Source organism: Burkholderia sp. MSMB2157WGS, from assembly GCF_001532755.1.
GTDB lineage: Bacteria > Pseudomonadota > Gammaproteobacteria > Burkholderiales > Burkholderiaceae > Burkholderia.
Map to the genome: position 1 here is coordinate 223689 of NZ_LPJG01000021.1, position 19688 is coordinate 243376.

Sequence of the window (19688 nt, forward strand, 5' to 3'; positions counted from 1 at the left end):
ACCCTCATCCGACCACCAGCGGCGTGCCGATCGGCAGGTGCGCGGGATCGCGCGCGGCCGACGGATTGAGCTGCAGGATCTCGTTGAGCGCACGCGCATCCTGTTCGCCGCGCGTCATCGCCTGCTGGTCGGCACGCGACACGTGCGCGGCGTCGAGCAGCGACTGGCGATGCCGGTCCGCGATCACCCACAGCGAATCGCCGTCGACGACGATATAGGGCTGCGCGGCGCTCGACGGCGACGGCGGGGTCGACGGCGTGCCCGACGACGGTTGCGGCTGGGACGACGTGGCGCTCGGCGTGGCGCTCGGCGACGGCGATGGCGACGCGCTCGGGGACGCACTCGGCGAAGCACTCGACGATGCGCCCGGCGCGACGTTCGACTGCGATGATCCGCCGCCGAAAAGCCAGTCGAAGAACCCGCCGATCACGGGCGCGATGCCGACCGCGAACTTGTAGCCGAATGCGGCGACCGGGATCATGACCACCGCAGTCGGGATCCGCTTGACGAAAGGCGTCGCGTTCGGGAAGTGCGTATTGAGCCGGCCGGCGAGCAGCAACGAGGTCATGGTGCCGGTCGCGATGGCGACACTGTGCTCGCCCTGCTGCCATTGGGACACGGTGGAGAGTCCGCCGAGCGCGACCGACGCGAAGTCGCCCGCCGAATCGAGCAGGCGCACGACGCGGCTGCGTTTGTCCGCGTTCACGCGTCGCGACACCATCAGGAGCGACGTACCGGCGTAGGCGGTGCCGATCACGCCGCTGGCAATGGCAGTCCAGCCCAGCGTGACGTCGAAACCCGTGAGCGGGTGCGTGGGATAGAAGGTCTTGAGGATGCCGGTCGCGACCGTCGCAACCGACGCGACCGTCATGCCCGCGCGCGCCGTGATGCCCAGCCCGCTGCGCGGATTGCCCGCGTGCAGTTGCTGCAGCGACGTGCCGCCGACGAACCCCTGCATTTGCGTGAGCACGTCCTCGGCGAGCGCGGTGATGTTCGTCTTCGCGTCGTCGAAGCTCATCGTCCCCTGCTGGTATTGCTCGACGTATTGCGCCGCCTTCGCCTGCGCATGGCGTACCGCGGACTTCAGTTGAGCGAGTCGATGCGGACCGTAGTCGTGCGTCGTGGAGTTGAACTGGCGCTCGAGCGTCGCGCCGAGGCTCGTGATGGCTGCCACCGCCGCCCTCGGGTCGCCCGACTGCAGGCTGCGGATGGCGCCTTGGTGCATGACCTGGAACACGCGTCCGACGCGCGACACCAGCAGAAGCGACGACGACGCATTGCCCAGCCCGGTCGTATCGAGCTGATGGAACCCGAGGCCGATTCCGGTCGACAGGCCGACGACGGCCCCGCCCGCGAGCCATGCGTTCCGCAGGTCCGAGCGGGCTTTCGACAATCGGTGCACGCGCAGCGCGTTGATCCGTGCGCTGGCCTCGTCCATCGTGGCGCTCGGCATATCGGGCTGCGCGATGGCCTTGCGCGCGTCGCCGATCGGCAGCGACGCGTCGTACTGCAGCGCTTTCTGGCCGGTGACGTCGTTCCAGTACACGCGGCTGTCGGCCGCCGATACCGATGCGAGCGACGGTCGCCCGGCCACGCCGCCGCCATGGCTGTCGAGCCATTTCCTGCCGGCCTCGTGGGCGAGCCTGGCGAGCCGGTTGTGGGGCGCCTTGCTGTTCCATTGCGCTTGTGACGTCTCGTTCGTCGCCCGGCGAGCCTGATTCAGCAGTGTCGACGTGTTGCCTTCGTACAGCGCGTCGCGTAATGCCACGATCTCGGCGTCGGACATCTTGTGCGTCTTTTTCGCGATGCGCTCGATTTCCGAGAACAGGAATCGCTGCTGGTTCGCGAAATCCTGCATGCCGACCGGTTCGAACACACGCGTCAGCGCATCGCCGCCATGCAGTCTCGCGAATTTTTCAGGGGCGTTTTTTCCGTAGTCGGCGATCTTCGCCGCCAGCGCGCGTGTCAGGTCCGCATTCGCGATGAAGTCGTCGCCGTGCGTGCCCCATGACAGGCCGACATGCACCCAGTCGAGCTGCTTGCGGCTCAGGATCGCGTCGAGCAACGCGACGTGGCCTTCGCCCGGCACCGGTTCGAGCACGGCGTCCGAACCGTGGAAGGTCAGCAGCACGAGCGGCGACGGCTTGCCGCCGTTCTGCGCCGCCCATGTTTCGAGCGCCTCGCCGATGCGCCGCATTTCCGCGTAGCCGTCGTTCGTGCCGGCCATCGCATGGCCGTCTTCCAGCGACACGCGGGGCCGCGACGGTGCGGCTTCGATGCGCAGCAGGAAGCCGTATTCCGAGGCCGCCGTGAGCCACTTGTGCAAGTGGGCGAGATCGTCGAGTTCGAGCGTGTGCTGCGTGCCGTTGGCGTCCGTGCGCGTGAGCGTCGCCGTATCGTCGTCGTAGCGCGCGCCGGACGGATCGCCGAAGCGTTTGGCGCGCTGGATGAACCCCGGATCCTGCAGCGCGCCCATCGCGGCGGCGAGCGAATACGGGTCGACCTGCAGCGCGACGGCCGGCAGCGCGCCGCCATACCGCTTGATGTAGCGCTTCATCTGCTCGGGATCGTCGCGCAGCGAGAACGAGCGCGACATCGGGACGAAGCGGTCGGCGAGATCGGTCAGCCTGGCCTGCGTGGCCAGCCTCACGTATTGCCTGATCAGCTTTCTGTCCGTGCTGCGCGCCGCGCCGATCCAGTGCGCGCCCCGCATGAACAGGTTGTGCCGGGCGGGGACGCGGGTGAAAGCGCCGTGCGGGTGCAGGCTCGACGCCTCGCGCCACATGTGCAGCGTCCCGAAGATCTTCTTCGCCAGTACGGCATCGGCGAGAATGGCCTTCGGCGCGTCGGTGAACGTGAGGCCGTTGCCTTCCTTGCGCCCCACGTCGCGCTTGCCCCATTCGGTGAGGCGCTCGAGCGTCGACGCGAAATCGGCGATCTTCGCGTTGCCGTAGCGCGTGACCGATTCGACGATCGCGCCCGATACGTACGCAGGCTGGAACGGCTTGAGCGCGATCGGTTTCGGGGGCGGCGCGGCGGGCGGCGTGGCCGGCGCGACGGCGGCCGGCTGCGTTCGCTGGGTGCCGCGCGCGGCCTGCTTGCCTTTGCGACCTTTTCGGCCGGCCTTGCCGCGTTTGCCCGCTTGCGTGCCGGTGCCGCGTTGGCTCGCGGCGGGCGGGGGCGCCGCCGCTGCGGCCGGCTGCGCGGCTTGCAGCGCGGCCGCCTTGAGCGCGGCCGCGCGCGGCTCGAATACGTCGGGGGCGAGCCTGGAAAGCAGGAAATGCTGATTGCCGCCATACGGCCCGCGGCCGATCGTCGCCCGCTCCAGCGGCAGGCCGGGATTGTCCGGGTCGCGGAACTGGCCGACGTCGTCGTACCAGCGCACCGTGCCGTTCTCGACCGCGATGAGGCCGGTCAGCGACCCGGTCAGCACATCGGTGACCGTGCCTTCGTGGTCGTACACGTACACGTAGTGCCCGTCGGGAATCTTGCCCATCTCGAGCGCGCGTTTCAGCTCGTCGGCGTGGTGCGCGTTGAAGTCGAGCGCGCCGTCCGCCGTCGTCGGGAGGATGTCGGGCAGGTCCGCCTCGGCTGCCGCGCGGTTCTGGCGCCGCAGCGACGGATGCATGTTCCCGAGCGCGCGCTGCACGGACACGTCCGGCTTCGACAGCGGCGCCTTCGGCTTGCCGATCGGGCGGCGCATCTTGGCCGGCGCGAAGCCGCCATAGCTTTCGACGACGTCGTGCGCGACCTTCGCGACGACGAACTGCACGCCGCGGCGACCGTCGGGCAACGCCCAGCAGCGGCGCCGGAACGCGGCGGCGAGCTCGCGCGATTCGATCGTGGCATCGCCGAGCGACGTCTTTTCGACGTACGTCCATTTCCCGGCGCCATCGCGCGTCGCGTAGCCGAGCACCTTGCCGGTCTTGCGTTCGACCGCATAGACCGTCGCCCCCGCACCGGGATCGTGTCGCGCCGCCGGTTTCGGCCGCATGAAGCGCGGCGCGCTGTCGAGCTCGTGCACGTTTGCGACGACCTCCGCGTCGACGCCCGTGTCGGACGGCTCGACATCCCACGCGCGGCGTTCGCCGAAATACGCGTCGACGCGCGCGGCGCCGCCAAACTTGTGCAACTCGGCGAGCGTGACGGGCGACACGTAGTAATCGTAATTCCCGCGGCTCGCGGCGCCTTTGTCCTTCAGTGAGAGAAACGCGTCCTGCAACAGGTGCGGATCGATATCGGCCGATGCCGCGTTCTTGTCGACGAACTTGCCCTGTGCGTTGGTCCGGAAGCTCGCGATGAATTCGGGCTGCGGATGGATCGCGTCGCGCCGGTCGGCGGGGCGGTCGGTGCGCAGCGCGATCAGCACGTGCGCGTCGGTGCCGAATGCCGTCTTCATCGCGTCGATGCTGTCGAGCTGGTCGCCGTCGACGCGCAACAGGTCGCGCTTGCCGTGCGACGCGAGCAGATCGAGCGCGCGCTGTTCGCGCTTGGCGGCCTTGCGGGCGGCGAGCCCGCGTGCCGGCCGAGGCGCCGGCGAGGCTGGCGCGGCCATTTCGCGCGGCACGCCGCCGGCCTGCATGTGCGCGATCTGGCTCGCGTAGTAGTCGCGGTAGGTCGCGTAGCCGGGCACCGACGGCTCGGCGTCGCCGAACGCGTCCGCGAGCCGGCGCAGGCCGGCTTCGTCGCCGGGCATCACGCGGTCGGCTTCGCGCGCGATCGCGTCGGGCAGGAGGACATCCTTCGAGATGTCGATGCCCATGTCGTCGATGAGTGCACGGCGTACCGCGAACGCGTTCGCTTGCGCACGCGCTTCGGCCATCAGCGCACGATCGACCAGCGTGTCGCCGGATGCGCCGTCGAGCAGCAGGCGTCCGGCGATCGCATCGACCGCATGCTGCGCCTCGTGCGCGAGCGCGTACACGAGCGTACCGGTGTGGCGCATCCGGCCGTCGAGCACGATGCGCTGCCGGTCCGTATCGATCCGGCTGCCGCGCCCGGGCCGGCCGACCACGACCTTCCAGCCGGCGGCCTGCGCCTGAGCGAGCTGTCCGCTCAGCAGCGTCGAGCGGTCGACGAGCGCGAGCGCTTCCTTCGACAGCGGCGCGCCGCCGAACCGCATCCGGATCCGCGTGATGATGGACGGCTTCTGAACGAACGCGTCGGGCGGCAGCGTGTCGGCGATGACCGGGCGCGCGATCGCGATGTCGCCTTGTTCGAGGCCGTGCGTGAGCAGCCGTTCGAGTTCGGTGAGTTTCTCGAGCGTGCGCAGGTGTTCGATCGGGTCGCGCGAGACCGGGCCGGGATCGCTCAGCAGGAAGTCGCCCTGACGCGTGAAGATGCCCTGAAGGTCGAACGCGAGGCCCTCGCGCTCGACGACCGCACGAATCTTCCGGATGTGTTCCAGGGCGGCCCGCGTGACGACGCGCGGCAGCGCGCCGGTCGCGGCCATCGTATGCGTATGCAGGACGCCGAGCGGGCGATACAGCACGCCGACGCGGCCGAGCACCGAGAACGGGCCGCTCATCGTGACCGTCTGCAATCCGTACGAACGCAGATCGTCGAGTGCGAGCCGTTCGTCGACCGCCGCACGCACGTGACCGGATTCCGGGTGGGTGTGGCGATCGTAGATGCCGAGCGCGGCGTCGTCGCCGAGCGCGAATACGGTTTTTTCGCCGCCGGCGCCGAGCAGTTCGCCGGCTTCGTGCGCGACGTCGACACGCGCGTTGCGGTCGCCGTGCGCATAGACGCCGAGCGGGTCGGCGTTCAGCGGGCCGAGATCGTGCGGCGCGGCTGGCGCCGGATCGACGCGATGGAACGTGCCGGTATCGAGCAGCGCGCCGTGCGCGCCAACCGCTTCCGCGGGCGCGGCATACACGGGCCGTTGCCACAGGTTCGCGAGCCGCGCCGCATGCGCGGCGCCGTCGTGCTTCGCGGCGAGCACGATCGCATAACCTTCCTGCACCACGAACGGCGGCGCCATTTCGAGCAGGTATTCGTGCGCGCCGACCGGCCGGCCGTCGACGAGCAAGGCGCCGTCCGCGCGCGTGTCGGCGTGCAGCACGACCACGCGGCGCCCGGGGTCGATCGTGAAATGACGCGTGCGCGCGGCGGCCAGCTCGGCGGCATCGGGGCGCTCGCCCGCGCGGTACGGCGACGCGATTTCGGCATGCGCGCGACTCCAGGCGACGCGCGCATCGAAGCGGGCGACACCGCGCGATGCGGTGCCGGTTTCGTCCATCCGCGGCGCGGGCATCCGGCGCGGCATGCCGCCGCGCCCCTTCTGGCGCGACCACGCGTCGTTGTAGAACGCGCGATAGGTCGCGCCGTCCGCCCCCGACGTGTGCACGTCGCCCAGCGTGCTCGCCAGTCGGTCGACCGTGCCTGCGTAGTCGTGCGACCGCCCGCGCCAGTTCGCGCCTTCGCGCGCGATCGGGTCCGGGTGAGCGAGGTGCGCGGCAATGTCGGTGCCGCTGGCCAGCCTGATTTCGTAGCGGGCCTCGAACGCGCTGATCTGCGCGCGCGCCTCGGCCTCGAGCGCCTTGCGCGTGAAGCCGCCGCGCTGCCCGGAGTCGTGGTCCAGCACGCCGGCCATCGCCTCGACGGCCTTGCGCGACTCGCGCGCGAGCACGTACGTGATGCTGCCCGCATCGCGGAGGCCGCCGTCGATCGTCACGCGGCGCTTGCGCGTATCGACGTGGCTGCCGCGGCCGCGTTTGCCGATCGTCACGCGCCAGCCGGCGTCCTGCAGCATGCGCAACTGCGTCGCAAGCGTGCCCGACTGCATCGCGAGCGCCTGTACGGCTTCCGGCAGCGGTGCGCCGCCCAGCCGCATCTGCATCCGCGTGATCCAGCCGGGATGCGGGGTGGCGTAATCGGGTGTCGCGGTGCCGGGCGTTTCCGCGGGCGCCGCGCGCGCCGGATCGTCGGTCGGCAGGGGCGTGCGTGCGTCACCGGCCTGCGTGCGGACGGTCTTGCCGCCGGCGGCTTCGGCGGGCGTCTCGTCGCGCGCAGAGACGGCGGCCGTACCGCGATCCGCCACGGGTTCGGCTGCTGCTTCGGCAATGGCGGGGTGGTCCGGTTTGACCACCACGAGCACGCGGTTCGGCGCGCTGAATATGCCGTCGTGCGCGGTGACGGGTTCGGGCGTGGCGACCGCGCGCGGCATCGCCGGCTCGTTCGGGCCGCGCTTGCCCGCGAGCACGATCAGCGTTTCGTCGGGCGCCGCGGGGCGCGACGGCGCCGGCGATGCTTCTTCAGTCACGGCGGCTCCGGAAGGGCCGTTTTCCATCGCCACCGCTTCCGGTTCCGGGTCGAAACGCAGCACCCGCGCATCGGCGCGCAACTGGCCATCGGCGCCGAATGCGTCGGGCGCGGCCGCATAGACGGGTTTCTGCCAGCGGTTCGCCAGCTCGGGCGCGAGTGCCGCGTCGTGCTCGCCGGCGACGACGATCACGGGCTCGTCGAGTGCCTGCGGACTCGGGGCGGGCGTGCCCGGATCGCGGCTCGCGCCATTTCGCACGAGATAGACCGTGCGCTCGCCGACCTGCATCGGCTCGACGCTCGGCCCGCGCGGCACCGCGATGCCGGCCGGGTCGGACGTCGCCGGCCGCGTGGCGGGCGCTGCGTCCGTCAGGTCGACGACCCGTACATCGACGCGCGGCGGCGTGCCGTCCGGCTTCGTGCGCGTGCCGGCGCCGGCCGGTTCGTCGCTCTCGGCGGCGCGTGCAGCGGCGCCACGGGTGGCCGTCGTGCGGTCCGCGTCGATGTCGTCGTGCTGCCGGTCGGCCTGCGCGCGCGCCTCGCTCGTGCGCTGCGTACTGTGGGCATCGTGGGCCGCATTCGCGCTTTCACCTTCGGCGGCGGCCTGCTGGACGCGGCGTGCCTCCCTTGCCGCGGCGTCGCGCAACTGGCGGTGCAGGTCCTTGCCCTGATCGATGACCTCGTCCAGCCTGTCGAGCCGCGATTTCGCGACGATGTTCGACGTCGTGCCGATGGCGCCGTCCGGGCCGAACGTCAGGCGTTCGCCGGTGTCCGTGACGCTGTCGACCCGCGTGCCGTGAGTCCAGGCCTTCGGTGAAGCCGACACGACGGACAGCGTGCCGTCCTGGCCGAGCACCACCGACTTGCCGGGCGGCAACCGCTTCGCCGACGTCTTGTCGAGCACGCGGATCGGCTGGTCTTCGTAGGTCAGCACTTTGTCGCCGACCATCAGTACGCCGTCGGGTGCGACCTTCACGGCCTCGCCGTCGAGCGTCGCACGTGTGCGGTCGGCCGACAGCGACGCGGCGCCGTCCTTGTTCAGGATTTGCCCGATCGTCCGGTCGTCGATCTTGACGACGTTGCCATCCGTCGTGTGCGCGGCGATCGGTCGTCCGGTGCGGGTGCGGATGCCCGTGACCGCGCGTTGCTTGGCCGCCCCCGCACCCATCAGCGCGGTGTTGATGACGCCGGATTCGAACGCTTCGCCGGCTGCCTTCGTATTGCCTTGCCACAGGTCGACGCCGGATTCGACGAACGCCTCGCCGGCGCCGGCGACACCGGTCGCGAACGCCGTCCGTTCCGCACCCTTGGCGATGACCGACGCGACCTTCGTCGTGACCGCGCGCTCGAACAGCTTCGTGCCCGCGAGTTTCGCGGCGCCACCGGCGGCCATCGGCACGAGATTGATGTAGTCGGCGCGGGCGCCGGCGTCGAATGGGCTGATGCTCTGGTCGTGCTGGACACGGTTGGCGAGATCGAGGCCCGCCTTCGTCATCGCGGAACCGATCGCCGTGTAGGTCATCCCCGCGCCGATGATGTTCAGCGGCACGCCGATCGCCGCGCCGATCACCGTGCCGTCGAGCGCCGTGCCGATCACCTCGAGCGCCATCCCGCCGAGCAGCATCCCCATGTTGACGCCGGTGCCCGTGAAGAAATTCAGCACGGAGTCGAACGTACTGTCGTTGTGCGCGGCCTTCGACACGAGCTGCGGCGCGCCGTTCTCGTCGTGGCCGGTCAGGATGTCGACGGTGCCGTCCGACGACAGCTGATTGCTGTCGAGATAATCGTCGATGCTGTCGTAGTTGCCGGCCGATTCGTCGATGTAGTGCGTTTTGCCGTCCTTGCCCGTTACCTTGAACAGCGCGCTCGTCGTCGTCCCGGTTTCCTTCGCGGCATACACCATCGGCAGCACGCTGATCTGCGTGTCCTTGCCGCCGCCGACCGACAACAGCTTGTCGCGCACGGCGTCGATGACCGACAGCTTGTCCTTGTCGACGAAGCGCGCAGTCGAATCCTCGGCAGCCGAGACGGATGGCGACGAAGCATCGGCCGGCACGTCCGGCTGTTGCCCGAGCGCGATGCCGATCAGGTTGCGCTGCCGATTCTCGCCGAGCGAGCCGAACGCGATCGTGCCGCCGTTCCCGGTGCTCAGGCTGGCCGCGTCGAGCATCGAATTCGACATTTCGGTGCGATGCGCTTCGTAGAAGTCATGCATCGCCTTCTTGTAGTCGTCGGCCGCGTCGGATTTCTCGTCGACATAGCGCAGCCGCTCCTCGAGGCCCGCGTCGAACCGGTCGAGCAGAACCTGCTGGCGCGACGTGTCGCGCAGCAACTGCAGTTGCGGAAGGGCGTTCTCCGCCTTCGTGACGGCGTCCCGCGCGTCGTTCAGCTCGGATTGGTATGGGTTCGGGCGATACGACGGCGCCGGCATCACGTCGCCGTCCGGCAACGTGCGCAGCCGCAACGGCGGCGGGTTGGCGGCGGCCCATTCGTCGTACTGCTTCTGCTTGGCGGCGAGTGCACGCTTTGCCTGATCGACGTCGTCCTGCGCGTTGCTCAGTGCGACGTCGGCTGCACGCGAATTGACGTCGTCCGACAGCCGGTTGCTGGCCATCCTCAGCGCGCCGGCGACCACCTGCAGGCGTGTGGCGTCGATCTGCGTCGGGCCGTTCGCCGCAGCCGGCAGCGGCATCGTCGATCGCGACGGGTCGGTCAGCGACAGGATCGGCGCTGACGATGCGGCATGCCTGCCGGTCGGTACGGGCGCCGCGAAGGCCGTGGGCAGCGACGGGCTCGCGCCCGGCGCGGCACCCGCGGCCGTCGACAGCGACGAAAAGGGCGCCGGCGGTGCGGCGGTCGACGTCAGTTGCGGCGGTTGCTGGAAAAACGGCTTCAGCAGCGGCTGCTGCGCCTTCACCTGCGCGCTGATCTTCGACGCCTGATCGTCGTACTGCTGCGCGAGCGTCGCACCGTACGCGGCGACGAAGCCGTCGTGCGCGATGCTCGCCTGCTGTTTCGCCTTGTAGAGCTTCGCGTACGCGGCGGTGAGATCGAGATCGACCTTCGCGTCGACGGGCGGCAGATGCGGCGGCCGCGGGTTGTCCTTGTGCCACTTGTCGGACGCCTGCTGAGCGAGCGCACAGTCGTCCTGTGCGCCGTCGACCCGTTGCTGCGCGGCCAGCATCTGCAGATAGCCGCCGCTCGTGTTCGCGGCCGTCTGCGCGCGCTTGAGCGCGGCGTTCGCGTCCGAAGCCGAGTTCGGCGCGACGATCACCGTCCCCTGCTTGCCGGCGACCACGTCGAATTTCTGCTGTGCCTGCGCGAGTGCGATGGCGTCGTTGGCCGCGGCGAGCGCCGCGTTCGTGAGGTTCGCCGATTTTGCCGCGGCCGTGACGTCCTTTTGCGCGGCTTCCGGCGATTCGGGCGCCTCCGGCAGGTTCACCTGCAGATCCTGATCCGCCAACGCCCTGTTCAGCCGGCCGATCCCGGCGTCGAGTGCCGCCTTGTAGTCGGGATCGACGAGATACGATCGGAGCTGCGTACGGGCGAGGTACGCGTTCGACAGATCGGAAAAGTATTTCGCGGTACCGGCAGCCGCTTGCGCGTCGGCGTTTTTCCAGTCGTCGTAGCGCTTCGACTGCTCCGCGTTCTTGCAGTCGCCCGGCTTCGGTATCCAGTTCGGGTCGTTCGCGTGGTCGGGAAAAGCGGCCTGCAGCGCCTTGAGCTTGTCGTTGGCCGCATTCTGCGCGTCGCCCGGGTTCGTCACCTTGCCGTCGTCGTCGATCTGGATGCCGGACGGCTTGTCGGCGTCGGCCTGTTCGCGATACAGGATCGTGTAGCCGGCGTCGGTCGTCACGTTCAGCTCGCGCTGGGCGGCGTCGGCCGCCGTGCGCGCTTTCGCATAATCGGCCTGCGCGGCCTTGCGGGCCTCCGGCGTCGATTCGGGATCGCGGTTGACCACGTGCAGCACGTTCTGCGCGCCCTGCAGCGATTTAGACGCGTCGTCGTATTTCGTCTGCGCGTCCTGGATGGCCTGCCGTACCGCTTGCGTCGTCTTGTTCTCGACGGTGATGTCGGGCGGCGGCGCCGTGTATTGCGCGGCCATGCGCTGCATCAGCGACGTCGCGTCGGCGATCTCCGCGTTGGTCGGCTTCGACGGGTCGGTGGCCAACGACGCATTGACGGGAATCGGCGGGGCGGTGACCGGGTTCGCCGGGCCGGCTGCCGGATCGTCCTGTTTCGGTGGCGGCGGTGGAGGAGGAGCAACGACAGGATTCAGCGTTTCCGACAGGAAGCGCTGCCAGTTGACGCCCAGTCCCAGTCCGTCGATCAACAGCATGCTCGTCTCCGTTGAGCCGCGCGATGCGCGGAGCACCCGGCGCACGGTACGTCGCGCCGTCAGCTTTCAAGTGTAAGGAGACGCCTCGCGGCTGGCATGCCGCTGTTTCGTAGCGTGGCGGCGCGCTCGGGAGGCGTGCGCAACGCGTGCTACGAGGCGCGCACGGCGCGGCGTTCGATCAGCGCACGGCGGCCAGCGCCGCAGGTCGTCACTGATCGAGACACCGCACGCAGAGCCGCTTCGCCTGGTTTGCCGGCAGCCCGCGGCACATCATCAGAACCGGGCGCGCATGGCACGACGGCGCATCCGCGGATGCGGCGGCCGACGGCAGGCGGCGCGCGCGTTCGGGCGGCGTCGCGGCGGCCGCGGCCATGCGCCGCTGGCGCGCGGGCGGCGGCGTGTCGGTCACGACGGGAATCGGCTCGATGCCGCCTTCGCGCGCATTGCGCTGCGCGCTCGCGACGACGCGGCTCACGTAGCCGCTCGAAAAACCGGTCGTGAAGTTGCCGCTGTAGTAGCACGACAGCGCCGCGCGCAACGCGGCCTGCGTGGCGCGGCCGGTGCCCGACGAGCGCGCGAAGCATTCGGTCAGGATCGCGCCGCCGGCCTGCAGGTTGCGGCACGGCTCGAACATCGTCGCTTCGTCGAGCCCGTATTTCGCGAAATTGCGTTCGTTCACCTGCGCGAGGCCCACGCTGTAGCTGAAGCCGCGCGACGACAGCTCGCGCGCGGTCGCGCGCGCCTCGTCGAGCGAGGCGGGCTGGCGTGTCAGGTGCCCGCCGACCACGCCGATCGCGTACGGATTGAAACCCGACTCGGTGCGCACGAGCGCGGCGAGCGTCGCGGGATCGACGTTCGGCGCGCAGGCGCGCGCCAGTTGCGCGAAACCGGCGCCGCCGCCGGCCGCCTGCGCGACGCGCGCCGGCAGGCACGCGAGCGCGAGCATGGCCAGCGCGCACAGGCAGGCGGCGGCGGTCCGCAGGCGGCGCGCGTTCATCCCGCCCCCGCGACGCGGTACGACAGCACGAGCCCGTGCACGAGCAGCGACCAGCCGTCGAGCGCGACGAACAGCAGCAGCTTGAACGGCACCGAGATCGTCGTCGGCGAGATCATCTGCATCCCGAGCGCCAGCAGGATGTTCGCGACCAGCAGATCGACGACGATGAACACGATGTAGATCACGAAGCCGATCTGGAACGCCTTCGTCAGCTCGGCGAGCGTGAAGCTCGGCACCAGCACGAGCAGGTCGTCGTCCTTGATGCCGTCCGCACGGTTCTTCGGCCAGACCGACGTCGCGGTGCGCACGAAGAATTCGCGGTCGCGCTGCCGCGTATGCGATATCAGGAAATCCTTGATCGGCGGCAGCGCCGCATCGGCGAGCGCGCCGATGTCCGAGGTCGACAATTGCCCCGACGCATCGAAGTGGCGCGCCTGCAGCGCGTCGCGGATCGACATCCCGACGGGCGCCATGATGAACAGCGACAGGATCAGCGCGATGCCGTTCAGCACGAGGTTCGGCGGCACCTGCTGGATCCCGAGCGCGGAGCGCAGCAGGCCGAGCACGACCACCAGCTTCGTGTAGCTCGTCACCATCAGCGCCGCGAACGGCGCGATGCCGAGCGCGGCGATCACCGCGATCAGCGCGACCGGATTCGGCAGATTGCCCATCGTTCAGCGCTCGCGCGGCGCGGGTTGCGTCAGCGTGACGACGCGTACGCCGAGCTTCTGGCCGACCGCGATCAGATGGCCGGTGCCGATCAGCATCCCGTTCGCGACGAGATGGATCACGCTCTGGTTGATCCCTTGCTGCAGCTCGATCACGGCGCCCGGCTGCAGCGCGCTCAGTTCGCCGAGCGGCATCGACGTGGGCGGCAGCTCGAAGCGCAGATCGACGGCGAGGCCGTCGAGCGAGCGCGGCGCGTCGGCGGCCGGCGCGTCGTGCGTCGTCGGCGGCGAGTCGGTGCGGGTCGGTTCCAAAGGCATCTCCCTGATTCGTTCGACGGTCAGCCGGTTGCCCGACGGCAGTCCGGTGATCTCCCACGCCGGCGCGGCCGGCAGACGCGCGACGCACAGCAGGTTCTGCTCGTGCGCCTGCCAGCGCTCGATCGCGATGATGTCGCCGCCGACGACATCGGCCAGCTCGGCCGTCGTCAGCTCGGTACGGCCGATCTCGAACACGAGCGGCACGGGCAGGCTCGCATAGGCCGCGCGCGCGTCGGCGGGCGCGGCCGGCGCGGCCGCGAAGAACACGGCCAGCGCATCCGGTGCGTCGAACAGCAGCGCGCCGTGGCAGCGCCACGCGGCGTCGGCGCGCCGCAGCTCGAACCGCAGCGCGGCAGGCGATGCGTGCGAGGCCGGGGCGCCGTCCGGCGGCGGCAGCAGTTCCACGCGCTGCCGCGTCGCGGCCTGCAGCACCGCCGCGAGCGGCGCGCACAGGTCGGCGAGCAGCGCCGCGCGGATCACGGCCGGGACCGCCGGGTCGGCTGCATCGCCGAGCCATTCGGTTTCCGCGACCGGGTCGATCCACAGCGTGCCGGCCGCCGGGCCGACGACGAACCGGTACGCGTGCGCATCGGCGGCCGGCTCGGCGTCGACGCGCCAGCGCACCTCGTACGCATGCTCGCCGAGCGTGACCGGGACGGCGCCGGTCGCGCAGTACGCATGCGACAGCCCGCGCGCGGCGGCGGCGGACAGGCGCGGCAGATGGGGCGACGCGTCGAGCGCGACCGCGGCCGGCGCGGCGGCGGGCGGCGGGGAAGCGGCGGGCATGGCCCGGTTCGCGGCGTCGCCGGCGTCGGCATTCGTCAGGAACAGCGCAGGCACGGCGGGATCGGGGCGGATTCGGCGTTGGTTCGACGGATTGTTCTGGGGCCGGCGGCGCCGAGGGGCGCGCGGCTGCTGCGTCGATTGTAGGGACGGCGATGGCCGCGTGCCGCGCCGGAATCCGTAGTCGCGACCATCGCGCGAAGACGGCGCGAGCGGGGCGCTACGAAGCGCGACGAACGACGGCGGACGGCGGTGGAGCGCGATGAAGCGGGCGGCGCCGCGGCGGGCGCTCAAAAGCAACCGCCGCCCGGAGGCGGCGGTTGGGGTGCGACCGGCTGGCGGGCCGGGCGGCGTGCAGGCCGCGTCCGGCCGGCCGGTCGCGAGGGGCTGCGAATCCGCGCGGCGCGGTGGGGGAAGCGTTGCCGGCGTGCCGCGATCGAGCAGCGCGCGGATGACGCGTCAAGCGTAGTCGGCGGCCATCGACGGTTGCGGCGCCGTGCGCTGCATCGGCGCCGCTTCGTGACGTTCGACGTGCGTCATCGCCGCACCGAACAGCACCAGGCGATAGCCGACCGCGTAGATCGGGATGATCCGCAGATTCTTGTCGTGTTCGAGCTGCAGCTTCGAACGGATCCGCGAGATATGGGTGTCGAGCGTGCGCGACGACACGCCGAGCTCACGGCCCCACACGGCCTCCTGGATTGCCTGCCGCGGCACGATCTTGTTCATGTTGTCGAGCAGGAATTCGACGACGTCGAATTCGCGCGGCGTCACGTCCACGACCTTGTTGTCGATTTCGATCGTGCGGCGCACGAAGTTGATTTTTATATTGTCGATGTACAGGTATTTGCAATCCATGGTGGCCCTCGCATGTCCGTAAAGGAGTGTTTGCGGGCCTTGTGCTGCAACTTCCGGGCCAGGGGCGGATCGTCAGACGGTAATAACGGGCGGTCGCGGCGCGGAAGGCGCGGCAGCCTTGAATTTAAAAGAATTTTTAACGGGAAGCCGCTGGGCGATCGATGAAAGGGGCGGAACGGCGCTGAAGGATTGTTACGTAGCATCGCGTCGCGACGTTACGGGCGTTACGTCCGACGTAACGTGGCGGAGACGCCGGCGCCACGCGCTCGACCGAGGTGGGCGGCGGGCCTCGGAAACCCGACATGGAACCCTACATGGAAGCCTACATGTGACAATGAAAATTCAATATAAATCAGTGACATAAGTGACTATAATTGCCGACATCGAACCCTACATGGAACCGTACGAGAAAGCATGACGACCGTCGCTACCTTCGAACCGTTGTTTCCCGAAGATCGCGTACTCGATCCGCTGCTCGAGCAGGCCGCCGAGCTGGTCGATTCTTCGCGGCGGTTACTTGCCATCAGCGATACCCCGCTGGCCACTGCGCTCGTGCCGCAATTGCGTGCGATGAATTCGTACTACACGAACAAGATCGAAGGCCAGCACACTACGCCTGCCAAGATCGAGGCGGCGCTGCTTCGGGACTATTCGACCGATATCGTCGAACGCAGGAAGCAACGTTTCGCGGTCGCGCATATCGCGGCGGAAGCTGCACTCGAGGAGGAGTGGAGTGCGCTCCCGGTCGCTGCGTTGTTCGAGCCGGCGCGAATCTCGGCCATTCACGATCGTTTCTTTTCCTGCTTGCCTGACGATGAGCGATTGACCGGGGAGGGGAATGTCATCGTTCCGGGCGAATTTCGGCGCTCGGATGTGACGGTCGGCCGTCATCTGGCGCCCGAACCGGAAATGATCGAGCCGCTGCTTCAGGCGTGGGCGACACGTTATGCCCGCATCCGCGCCAAGGAATATCAACTGATCGGCATCGCATGTTCGCATCATCGTCTCGCCTGGGTACACCCGTTCATGGACGGCAATGGTCGCGTGGCGCGCCTGCATTCGCATCTCGGGTTGCGCGCTGCCGATCTGACCCACGGTCTCTGGTCGCCGCTTCGGGGGCTGGCGCGAGAGCATGAGCAGTATTACGCGAGGCTGAGCGAGGCTGATCAGACGCGTCGCAACGATCTGGACGGCCGTGGCAACTTATCCCAGGAAGGATTGGTCAAGTTCGCCCGGTTTTTTCTCGACTGCTGTCAGGACCAGGTCGGTTTTATGGTGCATATGACCCAGTTTGACGGGGTCACGGGGCGACTGCTGGATTTGCTGCGATTCCTGGAGGCCAACCCGTGGACGATTCGCTCGGAAAAATCCGTGATCAAACCGGAAGCCGCAGCGCTGGCGATCGAATTCGTGGCGCTGCGCAGAACCGTCACGCGTGCGGAATTCGCGCAGATGCTGGGTGTAAGCGACGTATTGGCGCGCAGGATCATTCGATCGCTGCTGGATTACGGGCTGCTGACCTCGCCGTCGCATCGCGGCGAGCTTTCTTTCGGATTGCCGTTGAACAGCCTCCGGTTTCTGTTTCCGCGGCTTTGGCCTGAAGTCGACCAAGCGTGAGCGGCGCCGGGCCGCCCCATATCGCGCGGCTTTAGCCCGGAAAAACACGGTGTTCCCGCGATGCATTGAAAAACGCCGGCCCCCGGGCATGCGTCGCCCGGCAGCCGGCGTTCCCGCGTATCAGGCCTTCGCGCTATCCGCCGAATCGAACGGCAGCACGTAATGCCGCTTGCCGGTCGCCGCGAAGATCGCGTTCGCCACGGCCGGCCCGACCGGCGCGACGCCCGGCTCGCCGACGCCGGTCGGCGCTTCCGCCGACGGCACGATATGCACTTCGACCTTCGGCATCTCCGCCATCCGCAGCACGTGATAGCCGTCGAAGTTGCGCTGCTCGACCTGGCCGTCCTTCAGCGTGATCGCGCTGTGCATCGCCGCGCCGAGCCCGAAACCGATGCCGCCCTCCATCTGCGCGGCGACGATGTCGGGATTGATCGCGATCCCGCAGTCGACCGCGCACACCACGCGCTCGACCTTCACCTTGCCGTCCGCGTCGACCGATACCTCGGCCACCTGCGCGACATAGCTCTTGAACGCCTCGGCCACCGCGATCCCGCGCCCGCGACCCTTCGGCAGCGGCTTGGCCGGATCCCAGCCGGCCTTCTGTGCGGCCAGATCCAGCACCGCGCGCATGCGCGGCTCCTTCGCGAGCAGATCGCGGCGGAACGCATACGGGTCCTTGCCGGCCGCATGCGCGGCTTCGTCGATGAATGCCTCGACCGCATAGGCCGTGTGCGAGCTGCCGACCACGCGCCACCACAGCACCGGCAGGCCGACCTGGGTCGTGGTGAGTTCGACCGACACGTTCGGCACCGCGTAGGGCAGGTTCGCCGCGCCCTCGACCGACGTCGCGTCGACGCCGTTCTTGACCATGAACGCCTCGAACGGCGTGCCGGCGAGGATCGACTGGCCGACGATCCGGTGGCGCCAGCCCACCAGCCGGCCGTCCGCGGTCAGGCCCGCGTCGAGCTTGTGGAAGTACATCGGCCGGTAGAAGCCGCCCTGGATGTCGTCCTCGCGCGTCCATTGCAGCTTGACGGGCTTGCCGTCCGCGCCGAGCGCCTTCGCGATCGACACGGCCTCGACCACGTAGTCCGACCACGCATTCGCACGCCGGCCGAAGCTGCCGCCCGCATACAGCGTGTGAATCCGCACCTGTTCGGGTTTCAGCCCGGCCGTCCTGGCCGCGTTGCCCTGGTCGACCGTCTGGAACTGATCGCCGGCCCAGATCTCGCAGCTGTCCGCCGTCAGCTTGACGACCGCGTCGAGCGGCTCCATCGGCGCATGCGCGAGATACGGGAATTCGTACGTCGCGCCGATCTTGCGCGCCGCGCCGGCGATCGCCGCATCGGCATCGCCGTCCTTGCGCGCCGACGTGCCCGGCTTCTCGGCGAGTTGCCGGTATTCGCGCATCAGCTCGTCCGAGCCGCGCTTCTCCGCCTTCGTTTCGTCCCATTCGATCTTCAGTGCATCGCGGCCCTGTTTCGCGGCCCAGAAGCCGGTCGCGACGACCGCGACGCCGCCCGGCACCTGCACGACCGATACGACGCCCGGCACGGCCTTCGCGGCCGTCGCGTCGAACGATTTCACCGTCGCGCCGAAGCGCGACGGCCGCTGCAGCAGCGCGACGCGCATGCCGGGAAACGTCGTGTCGAGCGTGAAGTGCGCGGTGCCGTTCGATTTCGACGACGCGTCGACGCGCGGAATCCGGTGCCCTATCAGCTTGAAATCGGCCGGCTGCTTCAGCGTGACCTTGTCGGGCACGGGCAGCTTCGACGCATCGGCGACGAGCGTGCCGTACGCGGCCGTCCTGCCGCTCTTCGCGTGCGTGACGACGCCGTCGGCGGTGGTCAGCTCGGCGGCCGGCACCTTCCAGCGGGCCGCCGCGGCCGACACGAGCATCGCGCGCGCCTTGCCGCCCGCTTCGCGCAGTTGCTGCCACGAGTTCGACATGGCCGAACTGCCGCCCGTGCCCTGCATCGTGCCGAACGCGAGGTTCGCATAGCGCTTCGCATCGGCCGGCGCGCTTTCGACGCGCACGCTCGACCAGTCGGCGTCGAGCTCCTCGGCGACGATCGTCGCGATGCCCGTATACGCGCCCTGGCCCATTTCGACGTGCTTCGCGATCACCGTGACGGCGCCGTCGGGCGTGATGCGCAGGAATGCGTTCGGCGCGAAATCGCCGGCCGGCGCGGTCGCGGCGAGCGCGCGGCGGCCGAGGCCGGCCCAGTCGAAGCCGATGGTCAGGCTGACGGCGGCGGCTGCCCCGGCGGCCTTCAGGAACGTGCGGCGCGACGGGCGCACCGAATCGGTGTGGTCGAGTTCGATCGTCATGGTCAGGCTCCCAGCGTCGCGGCGGCGTCGTGGATCGCGGCCCGGATGCGGGCGTAGGTCGCACAGCGGCAGAGGTTGCCGTTCATCGCGGCGTCGATGTCCGCGTCGGTCGGCTTCGGATTCTGTTCGAGCAAGGCGGTGGCCGACATGATCTGGCCGGACTGGCAATAGCCGCATTGCGGCACCTGCAGCTTGACCCACGCGGCCTGCACGGCCTGCGCGGGCTTGCTCTGCAGGCCTTCGATCGTCGTGACGTGCTTGCCCGCGATGCCGGCGAGCGGCAGCACGCACGAGCGGACGGCCTGGCCTTCGAGATGCACCGTGCACGCGCCGCACTGCGCCATGCCGCAGCCGAATTTCGTGCCGATCAGTCCCGCGTGTTCGCGAATCGCCCAGAGGACGGGCATCGACGGATCGGCGTCGAGCGTGACGTTCTTGCCGTTCAGGACAAACGAGGTAGGCATTTTGGGTTGTCTCCGTGGGGAAAACCCGGCGTAGGCCGGATTAGCGCGAG

Annotated in this window: 8 protein-coding genes; 1 reads left to right on the forward strand and 7 read right to left on the reverse strand. The window is 69.3% G+C overall.

Annotated elements, in window-relative coordinates; genetic code table 11:
• Positions 1 to 4: 4 nt before the first annotated feature.
• From WT53_RS14495 to WT53_RS14515, 5 genes are all read right to left on the reverse strand, one after another.
• Positions 5 to 11602: an LWXIA domain-containing protein gene (locus WT53_RS14495; RefSeq protein ID WP_060260332.1), complete on the reverse strand. Its 11598-nt coding sequence runs from the start codon at positions 11600 to 11602 to the stop codon at positions 5 to 7.
• A 208-nt stretch (positions 11603 to 11810) separates the two neighbouring features.
• On the reverse strand, positions 11811 to 12599 hold the full coding sequence (locus WT53_RS14500; protein WP_034204437.1) for a lytic transglycosylase domain-containing protein: 789 nt from the start codon (positions 12597 to 12599) through the stop codon (positions 11811 to 11813).
• A complete protein-coding gene (sctR, locus tag WT53_RS14505; RefSeq protein WP_034204438.1) occupies positions 12596 to 13270 on the reverse strand; it encodes a type III secretion system export apparatus subunit SctR in 675 nt (224 codons plus the stop codon). The genes WT53_RS14500 and sctR overlap by 4 nt, the downstream gene beginning before the upstream one ends.
• 3 nt (positions 13271 to 13273) lie before the next feature.
• On the reverse strand, positions 13274 to 14425 hold the full coding sequence (sctQ, locus tag WT53_RS14510) for a type III secretion system cytoplasmic ring protein SctQ (RefSeq protein ID WP_034204439.1): 1152 nt from the start codon (positions 14423 to 14425) through the stop codon (positions 13274 to 13276).
• A gap of 402 nt (positions 14426 to 14827) precedes the next feature.
• Positions 14828 to 15226, reverse strand: a complete 399-nt coding sequence (locus WT53_RS14515; protein ID WP_034204440.1) for a winged helix-turn-helix domain-containing protein — start codon at positions 15224 to 15226, stop codon at positions 14828 to 14830.
• A gap of 414 nt (positions 15227 to 15640) precedes the next feature.
• Between WT53_RS14515 and WT53_RS14520 the strand changes: the two genes are divergently transcribed.
• Entirely contained in the window at positions 15641 to 16843 is a 1203-nt protein-coding gene (locus WT53_RS14520; protein ID WP_034204441.1) for a Fic family protein, read from the forward strand.
• Positions 16844 to 16963: 120 nt separating this feature from the next.
• On the opposite strand, the gene WT53_RS14525 is transcribed toward WT53_RS14520, so the two are convergent.
• Positions 16964 to 19174 carry a xanthine dehydrogenase family protein molybdopterin-binding subunit gene (locus WT53_RS14525; protein WP_034204442.1) on the reverse strand — a complete coding sequence of 737 codons (2211 nt, stop codon included), beginning with the start codon at positions 19172 to 19174 and terminating at the stop codon, positions 16964 to 16966.
• Positions 19175 to 19176: 2 nt separating this feature from the next.
• Positions 19177 to 19638, reverse strand: coding sequence for a (2Fe-2S)-binding protein (locus tag WT53_RS14530; protein ID WP_034204443.1), 462 nt, complete (start codon positions 19636 to 19638; stop codon positions 19177 to 19179).
• Between the last annotated feature and the right edge of the window lie 50 nt (positions 19639 to 19688).